At 62.4% G+C, this 24,268-nt stretch carries 22 protein-coding genes and 1 pseudogene; 18 read left to right on the plus strand and 5 right to left on the minus strand.

Annotated elements, in window-relative coordinates:
• The 3 genes and pseudogenes from RWT78_RS12850 to RWT78_RS12860 all read right to left on the minus strand — a co-directional run.
• A pseudogene (locus RWT78_RS12850) lies at positions 1-351 on the minus strand (ABC transporter substrate-binding protein); the annotation flags it as partial.
• Between the two features lie 145 nt (positions 352-496).
• The gene (locus tag RWT78_RS12855) at positions 497-2,098 is read right to left on the minus strand and encodes a helix-turn-helix domain-containing protein (protein ID WP_314676009.1); all 1,602 of its coding nucleotides are present in this window, start codon (positions 2,096-2,098) and stop codon (positions 497-499) included.
• A gap of 49 nt (positions 2,099-2,147) precedes the next feature.
• Positions 2,148-3,062, minus strand: coding sequence for an SDR family NAD(P)-dependent oxidoreductase (locus RWT78_RS12860; RefSeq protein WP_007731375.1), 915 nt, complete (start codon positions 3,060-3,062; stop codon positions 2,148-2,150).
• 100 nt (positions 3,063-3,162) lie between these two features.
• On the opposite strand from RWT78_RS12860, the gene RWT78_RS12865 reads away from it, so the two are divergent.
• Together RWT78_RS12865 and RWT78_RS12870 are read left to right on the plus strand one after the other, a co-directional pair.
• Positions 3,163-3,780 carry a TetR/AcrR family transcriptional regulator gene (locus RWT78_RS12865; protein ID WP_003940047.1) on the plus strand — a complete coding sequence of 206 codons (618 nt, stop codon included), beginning with the start codon at positions 3,163-3,165 and terminating at the stop codon, positions 3,778-3,780.
• 302 nt (positions 3,781-4,082) lie between these two features.
• Complete coding sequence (locus RWT78_RS12870) at positions 4,083-5,234, plus strand: magnesium and cobalt transport protein CorA (RefSeq protein ID WP_007731382.1); 1,152 nt, start codon at positions 4,083-4,085, stop codon at positions 5,232-5,234.
• Between the two features lie 87 nt (positions 5,235-5,321).
• Here the strand turns inward: RWT78_RS12870 and RWT78_RS12875 are convergent, their stop codons facing one another.
• A complete protein-coding gene (locus RWT78_RS12875; RefSeq protein WP_007731384.1) occupies positions 5,322-5,939 on the minus strand; it encodes a hypothetical protein in 618 nt (205 codons plus the stop codon).
• Positions 5,940-6,048: 109 nt separating this feature from the next.
• Between RWT78_RS12875 and RWT78_RS12880 the strand changes: the two genes are divergently transcribed.
• The 13 genes from RWT78_RS12880 (at position 6,049) to RWT78_RS12940 (ending at position 18,840) form a co-directional block, all read left to right on the plus strand.
• Positions 6,049-7,095, plus strand: coding sequence for an ATP-dependent DNA ligase (locus tag RWT78_RS12880; protein ID WP_314676013.1), 1,047 nt, complete (start codon positions 6,049-6,051; stop codon positions 7,093-7,095).
• A complete protein-coding gene (gene ligD / locus RWT78_RS12885) occupies positions 7,095-8,135 on the plus strand; it encodes a non-homologous end-joining DNA ligase (RefSeq protein WP_003940248.1) in 1,041 nt (346 codons plus the stop codon). Before RWT78_RS12880 ends, ligD begins: the two co-directional genes overlap by 1 nt.
• A 78-nt stretch (positions 8,136-8,213) precedes the next feature.
• Positions 8,214-8,729, plus strand: a complete 516-nt coding sequence (locus RWT78_RS12890; RefSeq protein ID WP_037128623.1) for a DUF6764 family protein — start codon at positions 8,214-8,216, stop codon at positions 8,727-8,729.
• A 108-nt stretch (positions 8,730-8,837) separates the two neighbouring features.
• Positions 8,838-10,049: a serine hydrolase domain-containing protein gene (locus tag RWT78_RS12895; protein WP_314676016.1), complete on the plus strand. Its 1,212-nt coding sequence runs from the start codon at positions 8,838-8,840 to the stop codon at positions 10,047-10,049.
• Between the two features lie 15 nt (positions 10,050-10,064).
• Positions 10,065-10,283 (plus strand): dodecin, encoded by a 219-nt coding sequence (locus RWT78_RS12900; RefSeq protein WP_003939815.1) that lies wholly within the window; start codon positions 10,065-10,067, stop codon positions 10,281-10,283.
• Positions 10,284-10,293: 10 nt separating this feature from the next.
• On the plus strand, positions 10,294-11,175 hold the full coding sequence (locus RWT78_RS12905; protein WP_314676018.1) for a hypothetical protein: 882 nt from the start codon (positions 10,294-10,296) through the stop codon (positions 11,173-11,175).
• 81 nt (positions 11,176-11,256) lie between these two features.
• On the plus strand, positions 11,257-12,939 hold the full coding sequence (locus RWT78_RS12910) for an FAD-dependent oxidoreductase (RefSeq protein WP_007731395.1): 1,683 nt from the start codon (positions 11,257-11,259) through the stop codon (positions 12,937-12,939).
• 216 nt (positions 12,940-13,155) lie between these two features.
• On the plus strand, positions 13,156-14,079 hold the full coding sequence (locus RWT78_RS12915; RefSeq protein WP_003940437.1) for an Ig-like domain-containing protein: 924 nt from the start codon (positions 13,156-13,158) through the stop codon (positions 14,077-14,079).
• Positions 14,080-14,153: 74 nt separating this feature from the next.
• Positions 14,154-15,128, plus strand: coding sequence for a carbohydrate ABC transporter permease (locus tag RWT78_RS12920; protein ID WP_003940557.1), 975 nt, complete (start codon positions 14,154-14,156; stop codon positions 15,126-15,128).
• On the plus strand, positions 15,125-16,027 hold the full coding sequence (locus RWT78_RS12925; RefSeq protein ID WP_314676022.1) for a carbohydrate ABC transporter permease: 903 nt from the start codon (positions 15,125-15,127) through the stop codon (positions 16,025-16,027). Before RWT78_RS12920 ends, RWT78_RS12925 begins: the two co-directional genes overlap by 4 nt.
• Positions 16,028-16,064: 37 nt before the next feature.
• Positions 16,065-17,396: an ABC transporter substrate-binding protein gene (locus tag RWT78_RS12930; protein ID WP_003940485.1), complete on the plus strand. Its 1,332-nt coding sequence runs from the start codon at positions 16,065-16,067 to the stop codon at positions 17,394-17,396.
• A gap of 15 nt (positions 17,397-17,411) precedes the next feature.
• Positions 17,412-18,497, plus strand: coding sequence for an ABC transporter ATP-binding protein (locus RWT78_RS12935; RefSeq protein ID WP_003940552.1), 1,086 nt, complete (start codon positions 17,412-17,414; stop codon positions 18,495-18,497).
• Positions 18,498-18,513: 16 nt separating this feature from the next.
• Complete coding sequence (locus tag RWT78_RS12940; protein WP_003940244.1) at positions 18,514-18,840, plus strand: YnfA family protein; 327 nt, start codon at positions 18,514-18,516, stop codon at positions 18,838-18,840.
• A 67-nt stretch (positions 18,841-18,907) separates the two neighbouring features.
• Here the strand turns inward: RWT78_RS12940 and RWT78_RS12945 are convergent, their stop codons facing one another.
• Positions 18,908-20,866: a M13 family metallopeptidase gene (locus RWT78_RS12945; RefSeq protein ID WP_058037706.1), complete on the minus strand. Its 1,959-nt coding sequence runs from the start codon at positions 20,864-20,866 to the stop codon at positions 18,908-18,910.
• 112 nt (positions 20,867-20,978) lie between these two features.
• Between RWT78_RS12945 and RWT78_RS12950 the strand changes: the two genes are divergently transcribed.
• Genes RWT78_RS12950 through RWT78_RS12960 form a run of 3 tightly spaced genes read left to right on the plus strand, consistent with a single transcriptional unit; the run spans position 20,979 to position 24,257 of the window.
• Positions 20,979-21,428, plus strand: coding sequence for a helix-turn-helix transcriptional regulator (locus tag RWT78_RS12950; RefSeq protein ID WP_030535180.1), 450 nt, complete (start codon positions 20,979-20,981; stop codon positions 21,426-21,428).
• A gap of 5 nt (positions 21,429-21,433) precedes the next feature.
• Positions 21,434-21,844 (plus strand): VOC family protein, encoded by a 411-nt coding sequence (locus tag RWT78_RS12955; RefSeq protein WP_003940539.1) that lies wholly within the window; start codon positions 21,434-21,436, stop codon positions 21,842-21,844.
• A gap of 52 nt (positions 21,845-21,896) precedes the next feature.
• On the plus strand, positions 21,897-24,257 hold the full coding sequence (locus tag RWT78_RS12960; RefSeq protein WP_314676027.1) for an excinuclease ABC subunit UvrA: 2,361 nt from the start codon (positions 21,897-21,899) through the stop codon (positions 24,255-24,257).
• Positions 24,258-24,268: the final 11 nt, after the last annotated feature.

Consider the following 24,268-nt stretch of genomic DNA (forward strand, 5'->3'; position numbering starts at 1 on the left):
CTGGGCAGTCAGAGCGGATCCGTCGTTACAGGTGACGCCGTCGCGAATGGTGAACGACGCGGAAGTAGTTGTCTCTTCCCATTTTTCGGCGAGCCACGGCTTGGTGACGCCGGTATCGGGATCTGGGTTGAGCAGATAGTCGTAGCTCAGACGTGCCAGTGCGTGTGCCGGTGAAGCGGCAGTCATCAGCGGATTCAGAGCGCCGGGGTCGGCCACGAGTGCAAACTTGAAGGTGCCGTCGGTGAGCGGCTCACCCCCACCCGAACCTGATGATCCACCCGACGAGCATGCGGTCAGGGCAAGGACAGTGCCGGTTGCCGCGGCCAGTAGTGCGTAGGACCGTTGTTTCATGGTGCCTCCGGGAGATGAAGTCCCGACCCGAACGACGCGAGGTCTGTCGAGTGGGGAGCAAAAGACGATTGCATGAATCTTCACCCAACAAAAGAAGGAGAGCATCGTCCGAATTTACGAAGGTTCCGTGAGATTTGGTAGATCGCTACGACGTCGCCGGATAAAAGAGACGAATCTGGAGCATCAGACTGAATCGCGTCTCGGGGTCGTCGAGATCGATGCCGGCAATTCCGGCAAGCTTCTTGAGGCGATACCGGAAGGTGTTGACGTGGATGTGAACCAAGGACGCAGCCGCCGGAATGTCACCGAACGTGTCGAGCCAGGCGCGGAGTGTGTCGACGAGGTTAATGTCGTGCGTGCGGTCGTATTCGCGTAGAACGGCGAGTGGACCCGACGCGGTCTCGTTCTCGTCAGCCAGGGCGTCGGAGAGGCGTAGAAGCAGGGAATTGATCTGCACGTCGTCGGCACGCGCGACGGTCCGGCCCGAGGAATTCCACGTCGACCTCAGAACGCGAAGCGCTCGGTCGGCTTCGTCGCGTGACTTCTCCAGCGTCATCACGTCGGTCACCGTTGCACCGATTCCGATGACCACCGACTTCTCCGAACGGGAACGGTCTGCGAACTCCGACGCGATCCGGCGCACGTAGTCGTCGTCGGTCTGATGCCGGGTGTGCGGGATGACGGCGTAGACGGTGCCGCCGATCGCTGCCGCCACCGACAGTGGAAATACCTGGTGGAGATAGGTATTGAGTGTCAGGGTCAGTTGATCGACGTCGGCTTCGGCCTCCAACGACGCGCCGGCGCCGCCACGGAAGCCGGCCGCCAGCACGGTTGCCTTCGAACGACCGTAGCCCAGTCGCTCGGCCGCTTCCTTGGCCGAAGTGCCGCCACTGAGTAGTGTGATCACCTCACCCAGCCTCAGCCGTCGTGCCGAATCCGCGGCCAGCTTGGCGCGAAGCAAACTCATGGCGGCCACGCCCGCAGCCTCGACGAGCGTTTTGACCTGTAATTCGTTCGGCTCCTCGTCCAAGATCACCCAGATCGAACCGAGGATCTGCGATGCCGCATGTATTCGCATGCCGACGCGGGGCCTGATGCCCGGCCCGATACCCGGTAGAAATACCGGCAGGGTAGAGCCGTAGATCTTGTTGAAATACCCCATTGACCTGAGCCGATCGGAATAGTGCTGCGGCACTTGATGTCCGAGAACACTCTGCTTACGTGCCTCGTCGCCGAAGGCTTGATCCGCCGAGAACGCGAGGATCCGGCTCGACTGATTCTCGATGGTGACCGGGCCGTTCAATACCTGAGCGATCGAGTTGGCAAGATCGAACAGGTCGGCGTCGGCGGCCGACGTGCGGTCCCCGTTGTTGCCGGATTCGAGGATCTCGTTGATCAACGACGCGCTTTGCAGCCAGCTTGCATCCTTGACCATTCCGAGGAGTGCGACGTCGGTGTCGGCCACCGCCTTCTCGACGAGGCCGTCGAAGTCCAGGGGCTCTTTGACGATCAGCGCTACCGCACCTGCCGAGCCGTATTCTCTTACCGCCGTTGCGATATCGGCCGAACCTGCGAGACCTGCGCCGAGTACGACGGCGCCCGCACTGTCCTGGGTAGCTTCGGACCCTTCGTGCAGGGTCACGCGGCTGACAGTGCGGGCGCCGTCGACGGTGTCGCCACCGCTGAGGAACGTCATTCCCAGTCTGTCGACGATGTCGACGATCGATACTCCCGTAGGTGTGGTCACCACCACACCTTAGGGGGAGCGGGGTCGATCAGTTGTCTGGTTGCCCTGCTCAGTTGCTGGGCTGCTCCGCCACGGCCTTCTCGACGAACCGGCGGGTCTGATCGAACGCCGCGGGCACCTGGACGGAATCGGTCATGTCACTGATCTCGGACCACCGTTCGGCGACGACCTCGGGGGAGAGTGCGCCTTCGGGGATGTAGACGCCCTGCGACTCTTCCATGCGAGCGATCGCGAAGACGCCGGCGCCGGCGCTGAGGATGGTCTTCGTAGGTGCGTCATCGGAGACCATGAACAGTGCGCCGGGTGAAATCGATTCGGGTGCAAGCAGAGCGAGAGTCTTCTCGTCGAGGAGGTCTTCGGTCATGCGGGTCGCGGCGGTCGGGGCCAGCGAGTTGACGCGGATGCCCTTGCGTTCGCCCTCGATGGCGAGAACGTTCATCAGGCCGACGACGCCGGACTTCGCGGCGCCGTAGTTCGCCTGGCCGAAGTTGCCGTAAATTCCCGATGCCGACGTAGTCATGAGGATGCGTCCGTAGTTCTGTTCGACCATGTGCGGCCAGACTGCCTTGGAACAGATGACGGAACCCATCAGATGCACGTCGATGACTTTGCGGAAGTCGTCGAGCTCGGCCTTGATGAACGACTTGTCGCGCAGGATTCCGGCGTTGTTGATCAGGATGTCCACGCGGCCCCACTTGTCCACGGCCGTCGCGACCATGGCGGCAACGGCGTCGACGTCGGTGATGTCGCAGTGGTCCGCGATGGCCTCGCCGCCCAGCTCGACGATTTCCGCCACTACTTTGGCGGCTGCGGTATCAGCGCCGCCACTGCCGTTGACCGAGCCACCCATGTCGTTGACGACGACGCGTGCGCCGCGTGCGGCGAGGGCCAATGCGTGTGAACGGCCGAGTCCGCCGCCTGCGCCCGTGATGATCGCTACCTTGCCGGAAAAATCCAACGACATTGGAAAACCTCTCTGATCTGGGATACTACTCAGTATTACTATGCGATGGCGTGGAAACAGTCAAGGGCCGGCAGGCAGTGTGAATGGGAGTGGAAGTCGAATGAGTAGTGATCTTCCGGACGTGCGATCCGCGATCATCACCAGCGCCGCCGACGCCTTTGCCGAAGACGGTTACGCAGCCACGACTGTAGATTTACTGGCCGATCGAATCGGCGCCACCAAAGGTCTTGTCTACTACCACTTTCGTTCGAAGTTCGACATCTACCTGGCAATCTACGAGCGCGGGATGAGCCTGCTCCGCGCTGAGGTCGAGTCTCGGATGGGCGGGGCAGAAAGCGGCCTCGCGCGTCTCGAAGCGATGTCGCACGCCCACCTGGTCAATCTCATGACGCATCTCGGGTACCACCACACGATCCACCAAGGTGTCCGGGGCCAGATGAACTCCGCGCTCAAGCCGAGGCAACAGCAAGTCCTCGTGGAGCTGAATTCGCTGCGACTCGACTACGAGAATCTGTTCGTCGACGTGATGACCGAAGGCGTCGCGGATGGTTCCATTCGCGTGGGCTCACCTCGGATGGCGGCAAAAGTACTCCTCAGCAGTCTCAACGGCATCGACCTCTGGTACCGAAGGCGTGAAGGGCAGACGTTGGCGGAGACGGAGTCGTTGGCGGACCAGATCGTCGAACTGTTGATCGGCGGATTGCGCGCTGCGAACTGACTGAAAGCTGCATTCGTCGAGCGGGTTTCCTCCGACCGGTTCGTGCTGTCCTGCGGCTTGTCGTTCGGTTTGTCGTGCTCTGACAGTCGGGGTAGCATGTTGGCGTCGTGCGCGGACTTGCGTAGGAATTCAGGGAAGAGGAGGTGTGGCTGTAATGCGTGGCCAACCTCCGAGTACCAACTGAAGCTGTAGCCGCCCGGGTTGATCCGGTATTTTGCTGCAGCTTCATCGTGTGTTCATCGGCTTCGGCTTTGCTGTGAAGCAAGCGTCGTCGTTCACTCTTCCCTCGAAAGCTGTTCAGCATGCGCGAATTTCGTCGTTCACGTTCGGTACTGCCACGTCGTTCCGCGGGGCTCGGTGACTCACATCCCGGACACTCGCGTGCCGCACGCACCGTCGTCAAGGCTGCCCCGCCCGAGGCGGTGGCGCCCGTCGAATCGACCGTCGTCAACAGCGGCGTGTACCGCGACGGCGAGCGGATAGCGTCACCGTCCACGCTGGCGGAAGCACTGTCATGCCTTCCGGATTCGCAGTCGATGGCGTGGATCGGCATGTACCGGCCGGACGACGCCCAGTTGTATGCCGCTGCACAACATTTCGACCTTCACGAACTGGCGGTCGAGGATGCGATCGTCGCGCACCAGCGCCCCAAGCTCGAGCGCTACGGCAAGACACTGTTCGTGGTGCTGCGTGCTGCGCGGTACCGCGACGAGACCGAGCGGGTCGAATTCGGCGAGTTGCACATCTTCTGTGGTCCGAACTTCATTCTGACCGTCCGTCACAGTGAATCGCCGGATCTGTCGGCGGTGCGGACTCGCATGGAGAACGATCCTGACCTGTTGCGGTTGGGTACCGAGGCCGTTCTCTATGCCATTCTCGACGCAGTCGTCGACGGGTACGCCCCGGTGGTGGCCGGCCTGCAGAACGACATCGACGAGATCGAAACCGAAGTATTCAGTGGCGATCCCGGAGTTTCGCGTCGCATCTACGAATTGACCCGTGAGGTGATCGAATTCCAGCGGGCGACTCGTCCGCTGCTGGGGATGCTGCGTGGGTTGTCGGCAGGGTTCGACAAGTACCACACGGACGAGGAGCTCCAGCGTTACCTCCGCGACGTCACCGACCATGCGACGACGGTGGTGGAGCGGGCCGACGGCTTTCGTCAGTTGCTCGGAAACATCCTCACGGTGAACGCAACTCTGGTGTCGCAGAACCAGAACGAGGAGATGCGCAATCTGACGCAGGCGAGCTACGCGCAGAACGAGGAGATCAAGAAGGTCTCGGCGTGGGCGGCAATTCTCTTCGCGCCGACGCTCATCGGAACCGTGTACGGAATGAACTTCGACGACATGCCGGAGCTGCACTGGCACTTGGGCTATCCGTTTGCACTCTCGATGATGTTCCTGACGTGTGGAAGTCTCTACACGATCTTCAAACGTCGGGGCTGGTTGTAGAAAGCGTTGGTGTAGAAAGCGCTGTGCGCCTTGACACCCGAGATCGGTTGTCAAGGCGCACAGGTGTTTTTCGGGAGGGCGCTCGAATCAGAGCGTTGCGACGCAGACCGTAAACTTACGTTCCGGGTGCTCGAATCCCGAGTCTGCCCCCGAACCGCATTCGTCGATCGACGTTGAGTTCTGCAGAATTTCGACGACCTCGACGACGTTGGTGCCGCTGGTATCCGAGCATTCGATGCGGGCGGGCTCATCCATTCCGCTGCCGAGATCCATGCATCCGCCGACTACCCAGTCGACGTCGAGACAGACAGCGCCCTGCTCGTCACCCGCGAGGGTCTCGTAGTAGTACGAGTCGACGTCGGAGGCACACAGATCAGAGGTGGGAACCTTGGCGACCACCTTGTAGTTGGAATCCTTGCTACCGCAGTCCGCGTTGTCGATTTCTGCGGCCGTCGTGGTGCCTCCGAGCTTGACGCAATCACCGATCGACACGTCGATGTCGACGTCGCCGCCGTCGTCCGAGCCTTCCTGGCCGGTGATCTTCGAGGTGGTCGGGGCCGCGGAGGTAGTGGTCGAATCGGCAACCGAGGAAGATGATTCCGCAATGGCTTTCGGCTCGATGTCGGAACCGCAACCGACGGTGAAGGCGGCGATTGCAGAAGTTGCGATCACCGCAGTGCAAAGTCGCCGGACGATTCCGGACATAAGGACCCCTTTGTTGATTCTTGGATAATTCTGTTGGTTCGTGGATTGTTCGGGACCTATTCCAATACATCGGTAGTCGAATTGCCAACCGGACTGTCAGTATGGGTAGGTGGAGCTACCCCTGATGCCGCCGCTCGCCCCGATGCTCGCGAAGGCTGCGGCCACTGTGCCGCCTCAGCCCGAGTCCGGTGACCCGACGTGGTCGTACGAGCCGAAATGGGACGGATTTCGAGCAATCATCTTTCGTGACGGTGACGAAGTGGTGCTCGGGTCGCGAGGAGGAAAGGACCTGGCGCGGTACTTTCCCGAAGCGGTGGAAGCTGTCAAGTCTGAATTGCCCGAAAAATGTGTCGTGGACGGAGAACTGGTGGTTCCCCGTGAGATCGACGGTGTGACGCGTCTGAGTTGGGAAGCGCTCTCCGAGCGGATTCATCCCGCCGCGAGCCGCGTCGCATTGTTGTCGGAACAGACGCCAGCGCAATTTGTCGGGTTCGATTTACTGGCGCTCGGCGATCGCGACGTCTCGATCGAGGACTTCGGGGTCCGACGTGCGCTGCTCCTCGATTGCATCGGTGGCGGGCCGAGTTGCCACGTCACGGCAGCGACGGCAGACAGCGCCGAAGCAATGGCCTGGTTCGAAACCTTCGAAGGCGCGGGTCTCGACGGGGTTGTCGCCAAGAAGCTGGCGGGACCGTACCTGCCGAACAAGCGCGAGATGATCAAGGTGAAACACGCCAGGACCGCGGATGTCGTACTGCTGGGCTACCGTCCCCACAAGAGTCAGCCAGGTATCGGTTCGATGCTTCTTGGTCTGTACGACGGTTCCGAATTGAAGATGGTCGGTGGCGCTTCTGCTTTCACCGCGGCGCGGCGGATCGAGTTGTTGGCCGAACTCGAACCTCTGCGGCTCGGGGAGGACGTTGTGGCCGAAGGCGAGGCCAGTCGGTGGAGATCTGCCGCAGACCGCTCGTGGATTCCGCTTCGTCTGGAGCGGGTGCTGGAAGTGGCATACGACCAGATGGAAGGGGAACGCTTTCGGCACGCTGCACGATTCCTGCGCTGGCGTCCGGACAGGGTGCCCGACGAATGCACATTCGATCAGTTGGAGGTTCCGGTGCGATACGACTTCGCGGATGTACTTGCAGGTGGTAAGTGATGGCGAGCCCGGCAGAGGAACTGGACGTCGACGGGATCGCGGTCCGACTGTCGAGCCCGGACAAGATCTACTATCCGCAGTTGGGTGAGGACGGCGGAACCAAACGGCATCTTGTCGAGTACTACCGAACGGTGGCGCTGCAGGGTGCAGCGTTGCGGGCGCTCCAAGATCGGCCCACGCATCTTCAGCGATTCCCCGACGGCATCGAGGGCGAAGAGGTTTACCAGAAGCGGCTGCCGGCAAAGCGGCCCGAGCACGTCGAATCCTGCGAGGTCACGTTCCCGTCGGGACGCAAGGCCGACGTCCTTCGAGTGCGAAGTGCTGCGAACATCGTGTGGGCCGCCAATCTCGGGACTGTCACGTTTCATCCCTGGGCCGTGCGGTGCCCGGACACCGACCACCCGGACGAACTCCGCATCGATCTCGATCCGCAACCGGGGACCGGGTTCGACGAGGCCGTTGCCATCGCGGACGAGGTCCTTCGCCCTCTGCTCGCCGAGTTGGGATTGGAAGGATTTCCCAAGACGTCCGGTGGCCGAGGCCTTCACGTCTACATCCCGCTCGAGGCGCGCTGGGATTTTGTCGAGGTCCGCCACGCGGGTATCGCCCTCGCCCGTGAAGTCGAACGTCGTAGTGCCGATCGCGCCACAACCGCGTGGTGGAAGGAAGAGCGGGGTGAACGGATCTTCATCGACTTCAATCAGAATGCCCGTGACCGGACGATCGCGGCGGCGTATTCCGCTCGTAAGACGCCGATCGCAACTGTGTCGACGCCGGTGACCTGGGACGAACTGCGCGACGTGCATCCAGACGACTGCACCATCGCCACGGTTCCCGGCTTGCTCGCCGATCGTGGTGATCCGATGGAAGCCATGCACGACAAGGCCTTTGCCCTCGATGTTCTGTTGGAGATGTGGGAGAAGGATCTGGCGGCAGGACTGGGCGATCTGCCGTACCCGCCGAACTATCCCAAAATGCCCGGTGAACCCAAACGTGTTCAACCGAGCAAGGACCGCGATCGGAAGAACAAAGACGGGTAGCGTCAGAGGCGGACATATCGGGTAATTCGATCAGACGTCGAATGTACGGTCACGTCGAATGCACTGTGGGGGTTGGATATGGATCGCCGGAAAATGCGAGCAGCAAGCTTAGCGGCGGGTGGCGTGATTCTTGCCGCCTTCGGATTGTCACTCGGTAGCGGAACAGCGTCGGCCGCGACGTTGGATTGTTCGGCGCGCGGCCAAGATCAGACGATCGTCGACGGGTCATCCGCATGCCGAGCGGTGGCAGATCCCTCCAGTTACGCGATTTCACACGTGGAGGGCGACGGCGTCGGCGTCGCCGATTCGCGAGACGGTGGCCGGTCGGCGGGCGTCGGACTCTTCGGCGGCGTTGCTGCAGCGGAGTCGCGCGGTGGGCTGCTTGCCGCCGTCGCGTACGGCCCGGGTTCGCTCGCACTCGGTCGCACCGACTCCTCACCATTTGCCGTCGTGCTCAGTGGGCCTGGTGGCAGAGCGGCAGTGGGTGACGCGGACGTCGGGGCGATCTGCTCAGGTGGTCCCACCCTTGTTTTCAATATCGCCACAGGTCAGGGATGTTTCAGCGACGGCACTTCGACGTGGGTCACCCCGTGAGGGCACCCCGGCCCTGAGCCTCTTGCGTGACAGTGGTCACAATGGTGTCAAGCTCCTGCCACCGATCGGGTGACCGGGCAACTTGATCAGCGGGGATCGGAGGACGCGATGACTCCCAGTGCACGACGGGGTTCGCTCGCCCGGGTGGAGGTGCCTTCGCGCACCGAGCTGTACGTGGACCGGCGATTCCTTCCCTTGGCCGACCGCTTTTTCGCGATGTATCGCCAACCGCAACAAGGTGGCGGCGCTCTCGTCGTGTACCTGGGCGGTGAGAAAGTGCTCGACATCTGGGCCGGCAATGCCGATCGTGATCGGCGCTGGGACCACGACACGGTGTCGCTGTCGTTCTCGACCGGCAAAGGCGTCGCCAGCACCGTCGTTCACCGACTCGCCGAACGTGGGTTGATCGACTACGACGCTCCGGTTGCTCGGTACTGGCCTGAATTCGCGGCGGCCGGCAAGGACAAGATCACCGTCCGCGAACTGATGTCACATCGCGCGGGCCTTCACCGAGTTCGCGGCTTGATGCCGCATCCTCTCGACCTGATGGACTACGACGCGGTCGTTGCCGCCCTGGCTGCCGAGAAACCGGATCTGCGTCGGCTTCGAGGCCCCGGCTATCACGCTGTGACCTACGGCTGGTTGGTAGCCGAACTTGTGGCCAGGGTGTCCGGTCAGCCGTTCATCGACGTCGTACAAGCGGAGATAGCGAAGCCCCTCGGAGTCGACGAATTCTGGTACCGCGTACCGGAAACCGAGCGTCCACGGATCGCGAAGCTGTTCCCACATATCAACCCTGCCGGCTTGAACTGGGCCTTCGCGTCGACCGTGCTCTCACACGTCGGTCCGACTCGCGGACTCGCGGAGGCCGCGATGCCGGACGGTTTCGACGTCATGGTGCGCAACCCGGCTGTCCACGACGCCGTCATGCCGGGCTGGAACGGAGTGTTCAGCGCGCGTGCTCTCGCGAAGATGTACGGCGCCATCGCGAACGGCGGCGTGATCGACGGGAAGCGGTTCCTGAAGGAATCGACCATCGACCAGATGTCGACCATCCAGACTCGCGATCGGGATTACGTGCTGGCGGTGCGGCCCAACTGGACTCTCGGTTACCACCCGCCGATCATTGCCGCGCGGCGGCAGCCGCGGAATGCGATAGGCCACTACGGAGTCGGCGGTTCAGGCGCGTATGCGGACCTGTCCAGCGGACTCTCGCTCGGTTTCACCACCAACAGGTTGGGTAGTGCTGTGACAGCTCTCGGTGATCTTCGCCTTGCGAGGCTCGGCGCCGAGGCGCAGGAGTTGGTTCGTCGAATCTGACACGAAGGGAATGCCATGAGCAGCAACGTGTACCGGGTGACCGAGATCGTCGGCTCGTCCACCGAGAGCAGTGACGCGGCAATTCGCACCGCCATCGCCCGGGCGAACGAGACGGTGCGCAACCTCGAATGGTTCGAGGTGGTGGAAACTCGCGGTCACATCGAGAACGGCGCCGTGGCGCATTTCCAGGTCACGTTGAAGGTCGGCTTCCGGCTCGACGGCGACGAATCTTGAGTCGTCGTTCATGAGTGTTGATCTCAGGGCGGCCGTCGGGTTCATGGCGGGACATGCCAGAACTCTCGATCGGCATCGACTGAATTTGATTCTCGGACAGGGTGACCGGACCGCGGCATTGGCGGCTGTGGACAGTTATCACAACCCGGACGGTGGGTACGGCTGGGGACTCGAACCGGATCTTCGCTCGGCATCGAGCCAACCTGGCGGCGCGCTGCATGCCTTCGAAGCGTTTGCCGACATCGGAACGCCGACGCCCAGAGCGGTCGAACTGTGCGACTGGTTGCAGACCAATTCGCTGGCAGACGGCGGTTTGCCGTTCGCCTTCCCGATCGCCGACCCGGCCGGTTGTGCGCACTTCTGGGTGGATGCGGATCCGTTGGCGCCGTCGTTGCAGATCACCAGCATCGTGTGTGCTGCAGCGGCTCGCGTTGCCGAATTCGACGAGGCCGTCGCCGAACATCCGTGGTTCGCCTCTGCCGTTCGATATTGCCTCGACGCGATCGACGGGGCGGATTCTCTCCATGCCCTCGAGCTGGCCTTTGCCTTGCAGTTTCTCGACGCGGTTCACCGGAACAGTCCCGAAGCGTCGTCGTTGGTGAGCACTCTTGGTTCGCGTATCCCGGCTGACGGCTTGGTTCACGTGGACGGGGGAGCCGAGGGCGAATTCATGCGGCCCCTCGATTTCTCACCGCTTCCCGGCGGCCCGACCCGCGCGTTGTTCGACGCATCAGTGATCGAGTCCGAACTGTCTGCGCTCGCTGCGCGACAACATGGCGACGGCGGTTGGGCGGTGGATTTCGACAGCTATTCACCCGCCGCGGCGTTGGAATGGCGAGGTCACTCCACCGTGCAGACGGTGTGGCTGCTGAAGCGCAATGGGGTGATCTGAAAACGATTCTCGCGCCAAATTGGAACACGTTATAGTCTGGGAACCAGTTCGAGCTTCGTGTTTCAGGGATAGGGGAATGTCATGGCGTATGTGATCACGCAGCCGTGCTGCAACGACGCCTCGTGTGTTGACGTGTGTCCGGTCAATTGCATTCACCCGACACCGGACGAAGCTCCGTTCGCGACCACCGAAATGCTCTACATCGATCCCGACACCTGCATCGATTGTGGTGCGTGTGTGGACGAGTGCCCGGTCGAGGCGATCTTCCCGGACAACGAACTCGACGAGGACGACGCGCCGTACCTTCAGATGAACGCGTCGTACTTCGAGAAGCATCCGATGGGCCCGGATTGGCCCGAGCCGATCACGATGGCCAAGATCGATCCCGAACTGGGAACGCTGAAAGTGGCGATCGTCGGCTCCGGCCCGGCCGCCTGCTACGCGGCGATGGAACTGACCGGCAAGCCTCGCGTCGAGGTCGACATGTTCGATCGACTTCCCACTCCCTACGGTTTGGTGCGCGCCGGCGTGGCGCCAGACCATCCCGGAACCAAGGGGGTCACCGATCAGTTCCGCGCCGTCGTCGCGAAGAAGACGGTGCGCTGCCACTTCAACGTCGAGGTGGGCACCCACATCTCGCATTCGGAACTCTTGGACCATCACCACGCAGTGATCTACGCGGTGGGTGCTGCCGGGGATCGCAAGCTCGAGATCCCGGGCGAGGATCTGCCGGGAAGTCACGCCGCCACCGAGTTCGTCGCCTGGTACAACGGCCACCCGGGATATGCCGATCGGACTTTCGATCTGTCCGGCGAGCGAGCGGTGATCGTCGGAAACGGCAACGTCGCACTCGACGTCGCACGCATCCTGGTGACCGACCCTGACCAGCTTGCGAAGACGGACCTCGCCGAGCACGCATTGGAAGCGCTGCGGAACAGCAAGATTCGTGAGGTGGTCATTCTCGGGCGTCGTGGGCCGGCGCAGGCCGCGTACACCAATCCCGAACTGTTGGCGCTCGGACAGATGGCGAACGTGGACGTAGTCGTCGACCCGATCGAAGCCGAACTCGACGAGGCCAGTCAGGCGTTCGTGGACAGCGATGCCGCCGAGCCGTCCGTCCTGCTCAAGGTCAAGCAGGCGCAGGAATTTGCTTCGCGTACCGCAGATCCTTCTCGCAAGCGGATCGTTCTCCGGTTCCTCACCTCTCCCGTCGAGGTCCTCGGCGACGGTGCAGTCTCACAGGTGCGGATCGTGAAAAACGAATTGGTGGCAACGCCGACCGGTCAGCTCTCCGCCCGGCCTACCGAGACCGAGGAGACGATCGACACTTCACTGGTGCTTCGGTCGGTCGGATACCGCGGCACACCGATGGCCGACTTGCCCTTCGACGACGCTCGCGGCGTGATCCCCAACGAGAACGGCAGAGTAATCGACACCGAGACCGGCACGCCGATCCCGGGTGTCTACGTCGCGGGTTGGATCAAGCGCGGACCGACTGGCGTGATCGGCACCAACAAGTACTGCTCCGCCGAGACCGTGTCGATGATCTTCGACGACTTCGCTGGTGGGCGCCTCGCCACCCCGACCGAGGATGCCGACAAGTTGCAGGTTTTGTTGGCAGACCGGTCGCCGGATCAGGTGGACTATCAAGGTTGGCAGCGTATCGACAAGGCAGAACGCGCATCCGGTGCCGCAACCGGACGGCCGCGAACCAAACTCATCTCCATCGAATCCATGTTGGCGGCTGCCCGGAGCGAGGGATAGCAACGTTTGGGCGAACATCCGAATTGCTCGATTGCCGCTTTTGTGTGTTAATGACTATGGAAATGTGCGGTTTGCTCTCTTCGGTGTGCTCGGGTGTGTAGGTGTGCTCCGAGCGGGTGCGTCCGAATGGTGCATCGGCATCGGTACCAGGCGGGTATCGATGCCGGCCGCGCACGATCCACGTGAGTACGTGGTCAGTCGAGCGAAGGTAGTGACATGGGCAGCAAACAGGGTCGTCGGACGTCACGGGTTGCCGTGGCAATCGTCGGAGCAGTGGCCGCCGGCCTCGCTCTGGCCGGACCCTCCGCGGCTGTTCCGCTCTTTCCCGGTGGACCCGACATCCCGTTGCCCGTGATCCCCGGCGTTCCGTACCTCGACCCGGCAATTCCGGTTCCCGGCATCCCGGGTACGCCGATCCAGGCGCCCATCGGCGTCCCCAACTTCTCCGCTCCGTCACTCAATCCGTCTGCGGGTGAGACCGTCGGTATCGCGCAGCCGATCATCATTCGATTCAACGAGGCCGTCGGCGACCGTGCGACGGCCGAACGCGCTATTCGCGTGACCACCGATCCGCCGGTCGAGGGCAGCTTCTACTGGATCAACGACAGCCAGGTCCGTTGGAAGCCGACACAGTTCTGGCCGGCGAACATCTCCGTGACCGTCGACGCCGGTGAATCGCACTCCACGTTCAACATCGGTGATGCGCTCGTCACGGTCGCGGACGACAACACCAAGCAGGTCACGGTCACCCGCAACGGCGAGGTCGTGCGCACCATGCCGACGTCGTTCGGCAAGCCGGGCCACGAAACACCGAACGGCACGTACATCGTCGGCGAGCAGCTGCGCGACATGTACATGGATTCGTCCACGTACGGCGTTCCGATCGATTCTCCCGAGGGGTACCGCACCTACGTCGAGTACGCGACGCGAATTTCCTACAGTGGCATCTTCGTCCATGCAGCTCCGTGGTCGGTTGCGCAACAAGGTTTCACCAACGTCAGCCACGGCTGCCTCAATGTCAGCACCGAGGATGCCAAGTGGTTCTTCGAGAACGCTGGCAAGGGCGACCCGGTGATCGTGCAGAACACCGCAGGTGGAGTCCTCAGTGGCGCCGACGGATTGGGTGACTGGAACCGCTAGAGCTCTCCGACGAAGGCCCTGTGTGAGAAGTATTCGCGCAGGGCCTTTTTCGTGTCGCGTTCAGCTCGAGTGTCTTGTACGTTCACCATTCATTCGTTGCGGGCGGTCAGACTGCCTCAGTGAGATCGAGTCCGGAAAGAACGCTGCCCACATCAGGCAAGCCAGGTCTGTGGGGCAGACCATGGCGTGATTACGCGCTCTTCGCGCTCTTGGTAGGTCCCAATCTCGCGTTGCTGATCTTGTTCACCTATCGCCCGCTGGTGGACAACATCCGACTTTCGTTCTTCGACTGGAACATTGCGGACCCGAAGGCGACGTTCATCGGGCTGAGCAATTACCGCGAGTGGTTCGGACGAAGCGACACCTGGCAGATCGTCACCAACACAGTGGTATTCACATTGGTCACAGTGGTGGGTTCGATGGTCATCGGTTTGGCGTTGGCCATGCTGCTCGATCGCAAGCTCGTCGGGCGAAACCTGGTCCGGTCGGCCATCTTCGCTCCGTTCGTCATCTCCGGTGCAGCGATCGGTGTCGCGTTTCAGTTCGTCTTCGACCCCAACTTCGGTCTGATCCAGGATCTCCTGCACCGCGTCGGACTCCAATCGCCCGACTTCTATCAGGACCCCCACTGGGCGCTGTTCATGGTGACGGTGACATACATGTGGAAGAACCTCGGCTACACGTTTGTCATCTATCTCGCTGCGCTGCAGGGAGTTCGGCAAGAGTTGAACGAAGCCGCCGAAATCGACGGTGCCAAGCCGTGGACCAAGTTCCGCCGGGTTCTCCTACCTCAGTTGCGCCCGACGACGTTCTTCCTCTCCATCACCGTCATGCTCAACTCGCTCCAGGTCTTCGACATCATCAACGTCATGACCCGAGGTGGCCCGCTGGGGACAGGGACGACAACGATGGTCTACCAGGTGTACAACGAGACGTTCCGAAACTTCCGGGCGGGCTACGGTGCGACGGTTGCCACCATCATGTTCCTGATCCTGCTGATCATCACCGTCTACCAGGTTCGTGCCATGGATCGGGGAGAAGAGAAATGACAGCGGTAGAGGAAAAGAAAAGCGCTGCTCCGACTTCCGTCGTTAGGCCCGGCCCGGACCGCAAGAACGTGGACCGGCGTGAGGTCGGTGTGAAGATCCTCGGCTATGCGGCAATGGTGATCGCGTTGGTCATCATCGTCCTGCCGCTCTACTGGATCGTGATGACCTCGTTCAAGGAGCGCCCGGAGATCTACACGCAGCCGGCAACGTGGTGGCCGTCGTCGCTGCATCCCGAAAACTATTCGGAAGCAACCACATCGGTCCCGTTCTGGATGTTCTTGCGGAACTCGATAGTGATCACGACGATTCTGTCGGCGGCGAAGTTCGTTCTGGGGACTCTCAGCGCCTATGGGCTTGTTTTCCTGCGCTTCCCGGGGAAGAACTTCGTCTTTCTCGGAATCATCGCCGCATTGATGGTTCCGAACCAGATCACCGTGATCTCGAATTACGCGCTCGTGGCAGAGTGGGGCTGGCGTAACACGTTCCAGGGCATCATAGTTCCGCTCGCGGGTGTAGCCTTCGGTACGTTCCTCATGCGCAACCACTTCCTCTCGATCCCTTCGGAGATCGTCGAGGCGGCGCGGATGGACGGAGCCGGCCACTGGCGGTTGCTCTGGCGCGTGGTGCTCCCCGTTTCCGGACCCACGATGGTGGCGTTCGGCATCATCACGGTGGTCAACGAATGGAACGAGTACCTGTGGCCGTTCCTCATGTCCGACGATTCCTCGGTAGCGCCGCTGCCGATCGGATTGACCCAACTGCAGAACAACGACGGACTTACCAACTGGGGTCCGGTCATGGCAGGAACGGTGCTGACGATGCTACCGATCCTGGTGATTTTCCTTCTGCTGCAACGACACATGATCAAGGGCCGCACCTCCGGTGCGGTCAAGGGCTGACCGCGGTCCCGTCACATGTCGTTCTCGAGGAGCAGTAATGGCAAACATGAACAGGCGCGGATTCTTGAGCCTCGGCGGTGCAATCGCCGCCGGCGCCGCACTGACCGCGTGCGCGGGATCCGGCGGGTCGAGCGCTGATGCTGCGGGAACATCCGGTGCGTCGGGTGATTCCAACACCATCACCTTCTGGTCGAACCACCCGGGTAAGTCCACCGACGTGGAGAAGGAACTGATCAACCGCTTCCAGACCAAGTACCCGGACCTGAAGGTCAACTTGGTGGACGGCGGCAAGAACTACGAAGAGGTGGCACAGAAGTTCAACGCTGCCCTCTCCGGTGGAGATGTGCCCGATGTGGTTGTGCTGTCCGATGTCTGGTGGTTCAACTATGCACTGGCCGGGGCAATCGAGCCGCTTGACGGACTCTTCTCCGAGGTGGGCGTCGACTCGGCCGACTACGTCGATTCACTGCTCGCCGACTACCTGTTCCAGGGCAAGCACTATGCGCTTCCCTACGCGCGGTCGACGCCGTTGTTCTACTACAACAAGGCGGTCTGGTCGCAGGCAGGTCTTCCCGACCGTGGGCCGGCGACATGGCAGGAGTTCGACGAGTGGGGACCCGAGCTGCAGAAGGTCGTGGGCAACGGCAAGTTGGCACACGGGTGGGGCAACGCGAAGGATTACCTCGGCTGGACCTACGAAGGCCCCATCTGGACGTTCGGCGGCTCGTACTCCGACCAGTGGAATCTGCAGCTCGACAACGAGAAGACCATTGCCGCAGGGCAGTTCCTCTCCAGCATGATTCACGACAAGAAGTACGCCGCGGTCTCCACTGACATCGCGAACGAATTCGGTACCGGCATTCTGGCGTCGACCATCGCGTCGACGGGCGATCTGTCCGGCATCAAGAAGACTGCCAACTTCGACTTCGGCACCGCTTTCCTCCCGGCAGTGGACGGAACTCCCGGTTGCCCCACCGGCGGTGCCGGGCTTGCCATCCCGTCCAAGATCTCCGATCAGCGTAAGAAGAACGCGCTCAAGTTCATCGACTTCATCACCAATGGTGAGAACACGGCGTACTTCTCGCAGAACGTCGGCTACATGCCGGTCCGCAAGTCGGCAACCTCGGAGCCGAGCATGAAGGCGTTCCTCGACGCGAACCCCAACTCCCGTACCGCTGTGGATCAGCTCTCGCGTACGCGCTCGCAGGACTACGCACGCGTGTTCGTCCCGGGTGGGGATCAGATCATCGGCACCGGACTCGAGCAGATCGCTCTCCAGAAGGCCGACGTCGCATCGACATTCGCCGGCGTTGCCACGCAGTTGCAGCAGATCATCGACCGGCAGATCACCCCCAAGCTGCCGAAGTAGTAGGAGAGAACACTCATGGCCAACGTGCAATTCGCGGGAGTCACGCACCGCTACGAAGGAACTGATCGACCGGCAGTCGACCGTCTCGACCTCGACATCGCCGACGGTGAGTTCCTGGTACTCGTAGGACCTTCCGGTTGCGGTAAGTCCACCAGCCTGCGAATGCTCGCCGGTCTCGAGTCCGCGTCGGACGGTCGGATCGAGATCGGCGGCACGGACGTCACGCACCTCGCTCCGCGAGCACGTGACGTCGCCATGGTGTTTCAGAGTTACGCGCTGTACCCGAACATGACCGTCGAGCAGAACATGGGTTTTGCGCTCCAGAACGCGGGAGTAGGAAAGGCCGAGCGACGGGAACGGGTACTCGAGGCAGCACGGATGCTCGAGCTCGAACCGCTGCTCGGACGTAAACCGGCCAAGCTGTCCGGTGGGCAACGCCAGCGAGTCGCCATGGGTAGAGCCATCGTTCGCCATCCCAAGGTGTTCTGCATGGATGAGCCGCTCAGCAATCTGGATGCCAAACTACGCGTCAGCACACGGTCGCAGATCGCCGCCTTACAGCGTCGACTCGGCACCACGACGGTCTACGTCACCCACGATCAGGTCGAGGCGATGACGATGGGAGACCGGGTGGCGGTCATGCTGGACGGTCGCTTGCAGCAGGTGGCGAAGCCGCGCGAACTCTACGACAACCCCGTCAACACCTTTGTGGCCGCCTTCATCGGATCGCCCGGCATGAACCTGATCGAAGCGCCGGTCGAGGGTACCGTCGCAGTGCTCGGTGATCTGCGGATTCCGCTGCCCACCGGGGCGTCCGAGCGGGAGCGGGTCGTCGTGGGAGTGCGCCCGGAGTCGTGGGATCTGGTGGGAGCGTGGCGAAAGGGCTCGCTGGCCGTGGATGCCGATCTGCTCGAAGAGTTGGGAGCCGAATCGTTCGTCTATGCAAAGGGTGCCCCGGATTCGCAGTGGCAGAGCCGATCCGGTCGAATCGTCATTCGCGTCGACCGGAAGATGTCGGTGGCACCGGGGGAGCCGCTTCATCTGCTGCCCAAGGCCGGCGAGGTGTACTTCTTTTCCGCGGAGACCGGAGTACGTCTGTAGCGATACTGTGTGCGGCATGACCGTCGCACGTTCGCTGTTGCTGTTCGTACTCGCCGCGCTGCTCGAAATCGGGGGCGCGTGGTTGGTGTGGCAGGGAATTCGCGAGCACAAGGGATGGATCTGGGTGGGGCTCGGCGTCATCTCGCTCGGCCTCTACGGTCTCGTCGCCACCATGCAACCCGATGCGAACTTCGGGCGCATCCTCGCCGCGTACGGCGGGATCTTCGTCGCAGGTTCACTGCTGTGGGCGGTGGTGATGGACGGATTCCGCCCGGATCGTTTCGACATCGCCGGTGCGCTGATCTGTCTGGTCGGCGTCGGGGTGATCATGTACGCCCGGTAGGCCTTCGGCCCCGTGCGCGCTCAGGGAGTCCAGGGGGTCCCTAAGCGCGCACTGGGGCTTGCCCCTGCTACCAGATCTTCACACGCTTCTCCGGCTCCAAATACAGTGCGTCACCGGGCTTGACGTCGAACTCCTCGTGGAACGTGTCGAGGTTGCGGACGACGCCGTTGCACCGGAACTCCGGCGGCGAGTGCGGGTCGACGGCCAGACGGCGAAGCGCTTCGGCCTCACGGGCCTTCGTGCGCCATACCTGCGCCCACCCGAAGAACACGCGCTGCAAGCCGGTGAGTCCGTCGATGACCGGAGGTTCGGTACCTTCGGTCGCGATCTTGTACGCCGCGATCGCGATCGACAGCCCGCCGAGGTCGCCGATGTTCTCGCCGATCGTGAACTCGCCGTTGACGTGGTGGCCCGGCAGTTCCTTGGGCTCGAACTCGTTGTACTGCTCGATGAGAGCCTTTGTGCGCTTGCCGAATTCGCTGCGGTCCTCGTCGGTCCACCAGTCGACCATGTTGCCGTCGCCGTCGTACTTGGCGCCCTGATCGTCGAACCCGTGACCGATCTCGTGGCCGATGACGGCGCCGATGCCGCCGTAGTTGGCAGCGTCGTCGGCTGCCGCGTCGAAGAACGGCGGCTGGAGAATGGCTGCGGGGAACACGATTTCGTTCATGCCCGGGTTGTAGTAGGCGTTGACGGTCTGCGGCGTCATGAACCACTCGTCACGGTCGACGGGGCCGCCCAGCTTGGCCAGGTCACGGTCGTACTCGGCGGCGTATCCGCGACGGTAGTTGCCCACCAGGTCGGTTGCCGAGATCTCGAGTCCGGCGTAGTCGCGCCACTTGTCGGGGTAACCGATCTTCGGGGTGAACTTCTCGAGCTTGGCCAATGCAGCCTCACGAGTCTGCGGGCTCATCCACTCGAGGTCGGAGATGTTGCGGCGGTACGCCTCCTGCAGGTTTGCGACCAGTTCCAGCATGCGGGTCTTCGCCTCTGCGGGGAAGTGTCGATCGACGTAGAGCTTGCCGACGGCCTCGCCGAGCAGATCCTGGACCAGGCTTACCCCGCGCTTCCAGCGCTCACGGTTCTCTTCGGTCCCGGACAGTGTGGTGCCGTAGAAAGCGAAAGTCTCGTCGACCAGGGCCGAATGCAGGTAAGGGGAGCGGGCATGAAGCACCTTCCACGCCGCCCATGCCTTCCAGTCGTCCAGTGACTCCGACGCCCAGAGTGCGGTGAAGGTGTGCAGGAAATCGGGCTGGCGGACCACGATCTCGGCGAACTTCTCCGAATCGGCGCCGAGACCGGACAGCCATGCCGCCCAGTCCAAACCGGGGTTCTGTTCGGTCAGTTCCTCGAAGCCCACCAGGTTGTAACTCAGATCTGCGTCACGACGCTTGACGACGTCCCAATGCCCGGCCGCGATCTTCTTCTCGAGCTCGAACACACGCTGGGCGTCGTAGCCGACGCCGGCGAGGGTGAACATCTTGTCGATGTGCGCGACGTACTTCTCGCGGATCTCCGCGTAGTTGTCCTCGCGGTAGTACGACTCGTCGGGGAGGCTGATTCCCGACTGGCTGAAGTGGATCAGGTACCGCTCGGAGTTCTTGGCATCGGTGTCGACGTAATGCGAGATGGCACCGCCGACGCCGACGCGCTGGTGGCGTCCGATCACGGTGGCCAGCGACGACCGGTCCGGCGCATCGGCGACGGCGTCGAGCTCGTCGTCGATGGGGCCGAGGCCTGCGGCCTCCACGGCGTCGGCGTCCATGAAGCTCGAGTACAGGTCGCCGATGCGCTGTGCATCGGTACCGGCGGCCGAGTTGGACTCCGCGGCTTCGGTGATGATGGTCTGTACGTCTTCTTCGGCCTTGTCGTAGAGCGTCCGGAAGGCCCCGTCGACTGCGCGGTCTGCCGGAATCTCGTATTCGGCGAGCCATTTTCCGTTGACGTGGACGAACAGATCGTCCTGCGCCCGTGTGTCGCCGTCGAGGTGGGTGAGGTCGATGCCTGAGCGATGAGCCGTGGTCATTTCTCCATCCTTACACGATCATGACGAACTGCTCGGTGTGTGCGCGATCGCTCCACGCCGAGTTCATCTCTTGTGCTGGGCAACGTCGGTATGGCATGGCACGATCGAATACGTGACCAGCAGACCTGCCGCAGATCCGCACCTGCAGGACCTCGCGCGACTACGACGTGTGCGAGACCGTATCGACCGGGAGTACGCGCGGCCTCTGGACGTGGAGGCGCTCGCGCGGGGAGTGAACATGTCTGCGGGGCATCTCAGTCGCCAATTCCGTCAGGCATACGGAGAACCGCCGTACGCCTACCTGATGACCAGGCGAATCGAGCGAGCGATGGCGTTACTGCGGCGCGGAGACCTCAGTGTCACGGACGTCTGCTTCGAGGTCGGTTGCAGCTCTCTCGGCACTTTCAGCAGCAAGTTCACCGAATTGGTGGGGGTTCCGCCCAGTGTCTATCGGCGCGAGGCCGAGCAGTCGACGGCAGGAATGCCGTCCTGCGTGTCCAAACAAGTCACCAGACCGATCAGGAATCGAGAAGCGCAGACCGCGCAGCCGCAATTAACGTGATCGCCATGGACATCACCATTCACTCGAGTTTCCTTCCGCAGGACGACCCTGAAGCCGCCCTGAACTTCTATCGCGACACGCTCGGCTTCGAGGTTCGCAACGACGTCGGCTACGACGGGATGCGTTGGATCACGGTGGGGCCGCCCGGCCAGCCCGGCACCTCCATCGTGCTGCATCCGCCGGCCGTCGATCCCGGAATCACCGACGAGGAGCGCCGCACCATCATCGAGATGATGGCCAAGGGCACCTACGGCGGACTTCTCCTGGCCACCAAAGATCTGGACGACACGTTCGAACGACTTCAGGCCGGCGACATCGACGTCGTCCAGGAACCGACCGAGCAGCCGTACGGCGTTCGCGATTGCGCCGTCCGGGACCCAGCGGGAAACCTGATCCGTATTCAAGAACTGCGCTGAGCCCGTCAACTGCGCTGAGACCGTCGGCGATCGACTGACAGATGGAGACACGATGACTGCCTTGCACACCGCAGACAGCCACGATTTGATCCGCGTGCAAGGCGCGCGGGTGAACAACCTCGAAGACATCAGTGTCGAGATCCCGAAGCGGAGGCTGACGGTATTCACCGGCGTCTCCGGTTCGGGGAAGAGTTCGCTGGTGTTCAGTACGATCGCCGCGGAATCGCAGCGGATGATCAACGAGACCTACAGCGCTTTCGTTCAAGGATTCATGCCGACGCTCGCGCGGCCGGACGTCGATGTTCTCGACGGCCTGACCACCGCGATCATCGTCGATCAGCAGCGGATGGGAGTCGACCCGCGCTCGACCGTCGGAACCGCCACCGACGCCAACGCGATGCTCCGCATCCTGTTCAGCCGTCTCGGAAAGCCTCACATCGGTTCGCCTCAGGCGTTTTCGTTCAACGTGGCCTCGATCTCCGGAGCAGGCGCGGTCACGATGGAACGCGGCGGACGTCAGACGAAAGAGCGTCGCAGCTTCAAGATCACCGGCGGCATGTGTCCGCGGTGTGAGGGACGAGGGGCGGTCAACGATTTCGATCTGACCGCGTTGTACGACGACACCAAGTCGCTCAACGAGAGTGCGATCACGGTGCCCGGTTACAGCATGGAGGGTTGGTACGGCCGGATCTACCGCGGCTGCGGTTTCTTCGATCCCGACAAGCCGATCAAGAAGTACACCAAGAAGGAACTGAACGATCTGCTCTACAAAGAGCCGACCAAGATCAAGGTCGAAGGCATCAACCTGACGTACACGGGTCTGATTCCGCAGATTCAGAAGTCGTTCCTGGCCAAGGACGTCGACGCGATGCAGCCCCACATCCGGGCTTTCGTCGAGCGGGCGATCACGTTCACCACCTGCCCCGAATGCGACGGGACGCGACTGAGCGAGGGGGCGCGGTCGTCGAAGATCAAGGGCGTCAACATCGCCGACGCCTGCTCGATGCAGATCAGCGATCTCGCGGAATGGGTCAGCGGACTGAAGGAACCGTCGGTCGCGCCGTTGCTCACGACGCTCGGTGAAACGCTCGACTCGTTCGTGGAGATCGGACTCGGCTACCTCAGTCTCGATCGGCCGTCGGGAACCCTCTCCGGCGGTGAAGCTCAGCGCACCAAGATGATTCGTCACCTGGGTTCCTCGCTCACCGACATCACGTATGTTTTCGACGAGCCCACCACCGGCCTGCATCCGCACGACATCGCGAGGATGAACGACCTACTGCTGCGCCTGCGCGACAAGGGCAACACCGTGCTCGTGGTCGAGCACAAGCCGGAGACGATCGTGATCGCCGACCACATCGTCGACCTCGGTCCGGGTGCGGGTAGCGCCGGCGGAAACGTCTGCTTCGAGGGCACCGTCGAGGGCCTTCGTGCCAGCGACACCGTAACCGGCCGTCACTTCGACGATCGGGCCGCAATCAAAGAGACCGTGCGGGAGTCCACCGGAGCAATCGAGATTCGTGGAGCGAACTCACACAACCTCCAAGATGTAGACGTCGACGTACCGCTCGGCGTACTGGTCGTGGTGACCGGTGTGGCAGGGTCGGGCAAGAGTTCGCTGATCCACGGCTCACTCGCGAAACGCGAAGACGTGGTGTCGGTCGATCAGAGTGCGATCCGCGGCTCGCGTCGGAGCAACCCGGCGACTTACACGGGGCTGCTCGACCCGATCCGCAAGGCATTCGCGAAGGCCAACGGCGTGAAGCCGGCGCTGTTCAGTGCCAACTCCGAGGGCGCCTGCCCGACGTGCAACGGCAACGGCGTCATCTACAGCGACCTGGCGATGATGGCCGGCGTTGCCACTCTCTGCGAGGAGTGCGAGGGCAAGCGCTTCCAAGCCGAGGTACTCGAATACAAATTCGGTGGCAAGGACATCAACGAGGTTCTCACGATGTCGGTGGCCGAGGCCGAGGAGTTCTTCGGCGACGGTGAGGCCAAGACCCTCGCTGCGCACAAGATCCTCGTCCGACTGGTCGACGTGGGGCTCGGATACCTCACGATCGGCCAGCCATTGACGACGCTGTCGGGCGGTGAGCGTCAGCGCATCAAGCTGGCAACCCACCTGGGTGAGAAGGGCGGCGTGTACGTCCTCGACGAGCCGACCACCGGACTGCACCTGGCCGACGTCGAGCAGTTGCTCGGCCTGCTCGATCGACTGGTCGATTCCGGCAAGTCAGTCATCGTGATCGAGCACCACCAAGCGGTGATGGCACACGCAGACTGGATCATCGACCTCGGCCCTGGTGCGGGTCACGACGGCGGTCGGATCGTCTTCGAGGACACTCCCGAGGAGCTCGTCGCCGACGGCTCCACCCTCACGGGAAAGCACCTCGCGGCATACGTCGGCAGCTGACCGGGCTCCTA

Source organism: uncultured Rhodococcus sp. (assembly GCF_963525155.1).
GTDB lineage: Bacteria > Actinomycetota > Actinomycetes > Mycobacteriales > Mycobacteriaceae > Rhodococcus_F > Rhodococcus_F qingshengii.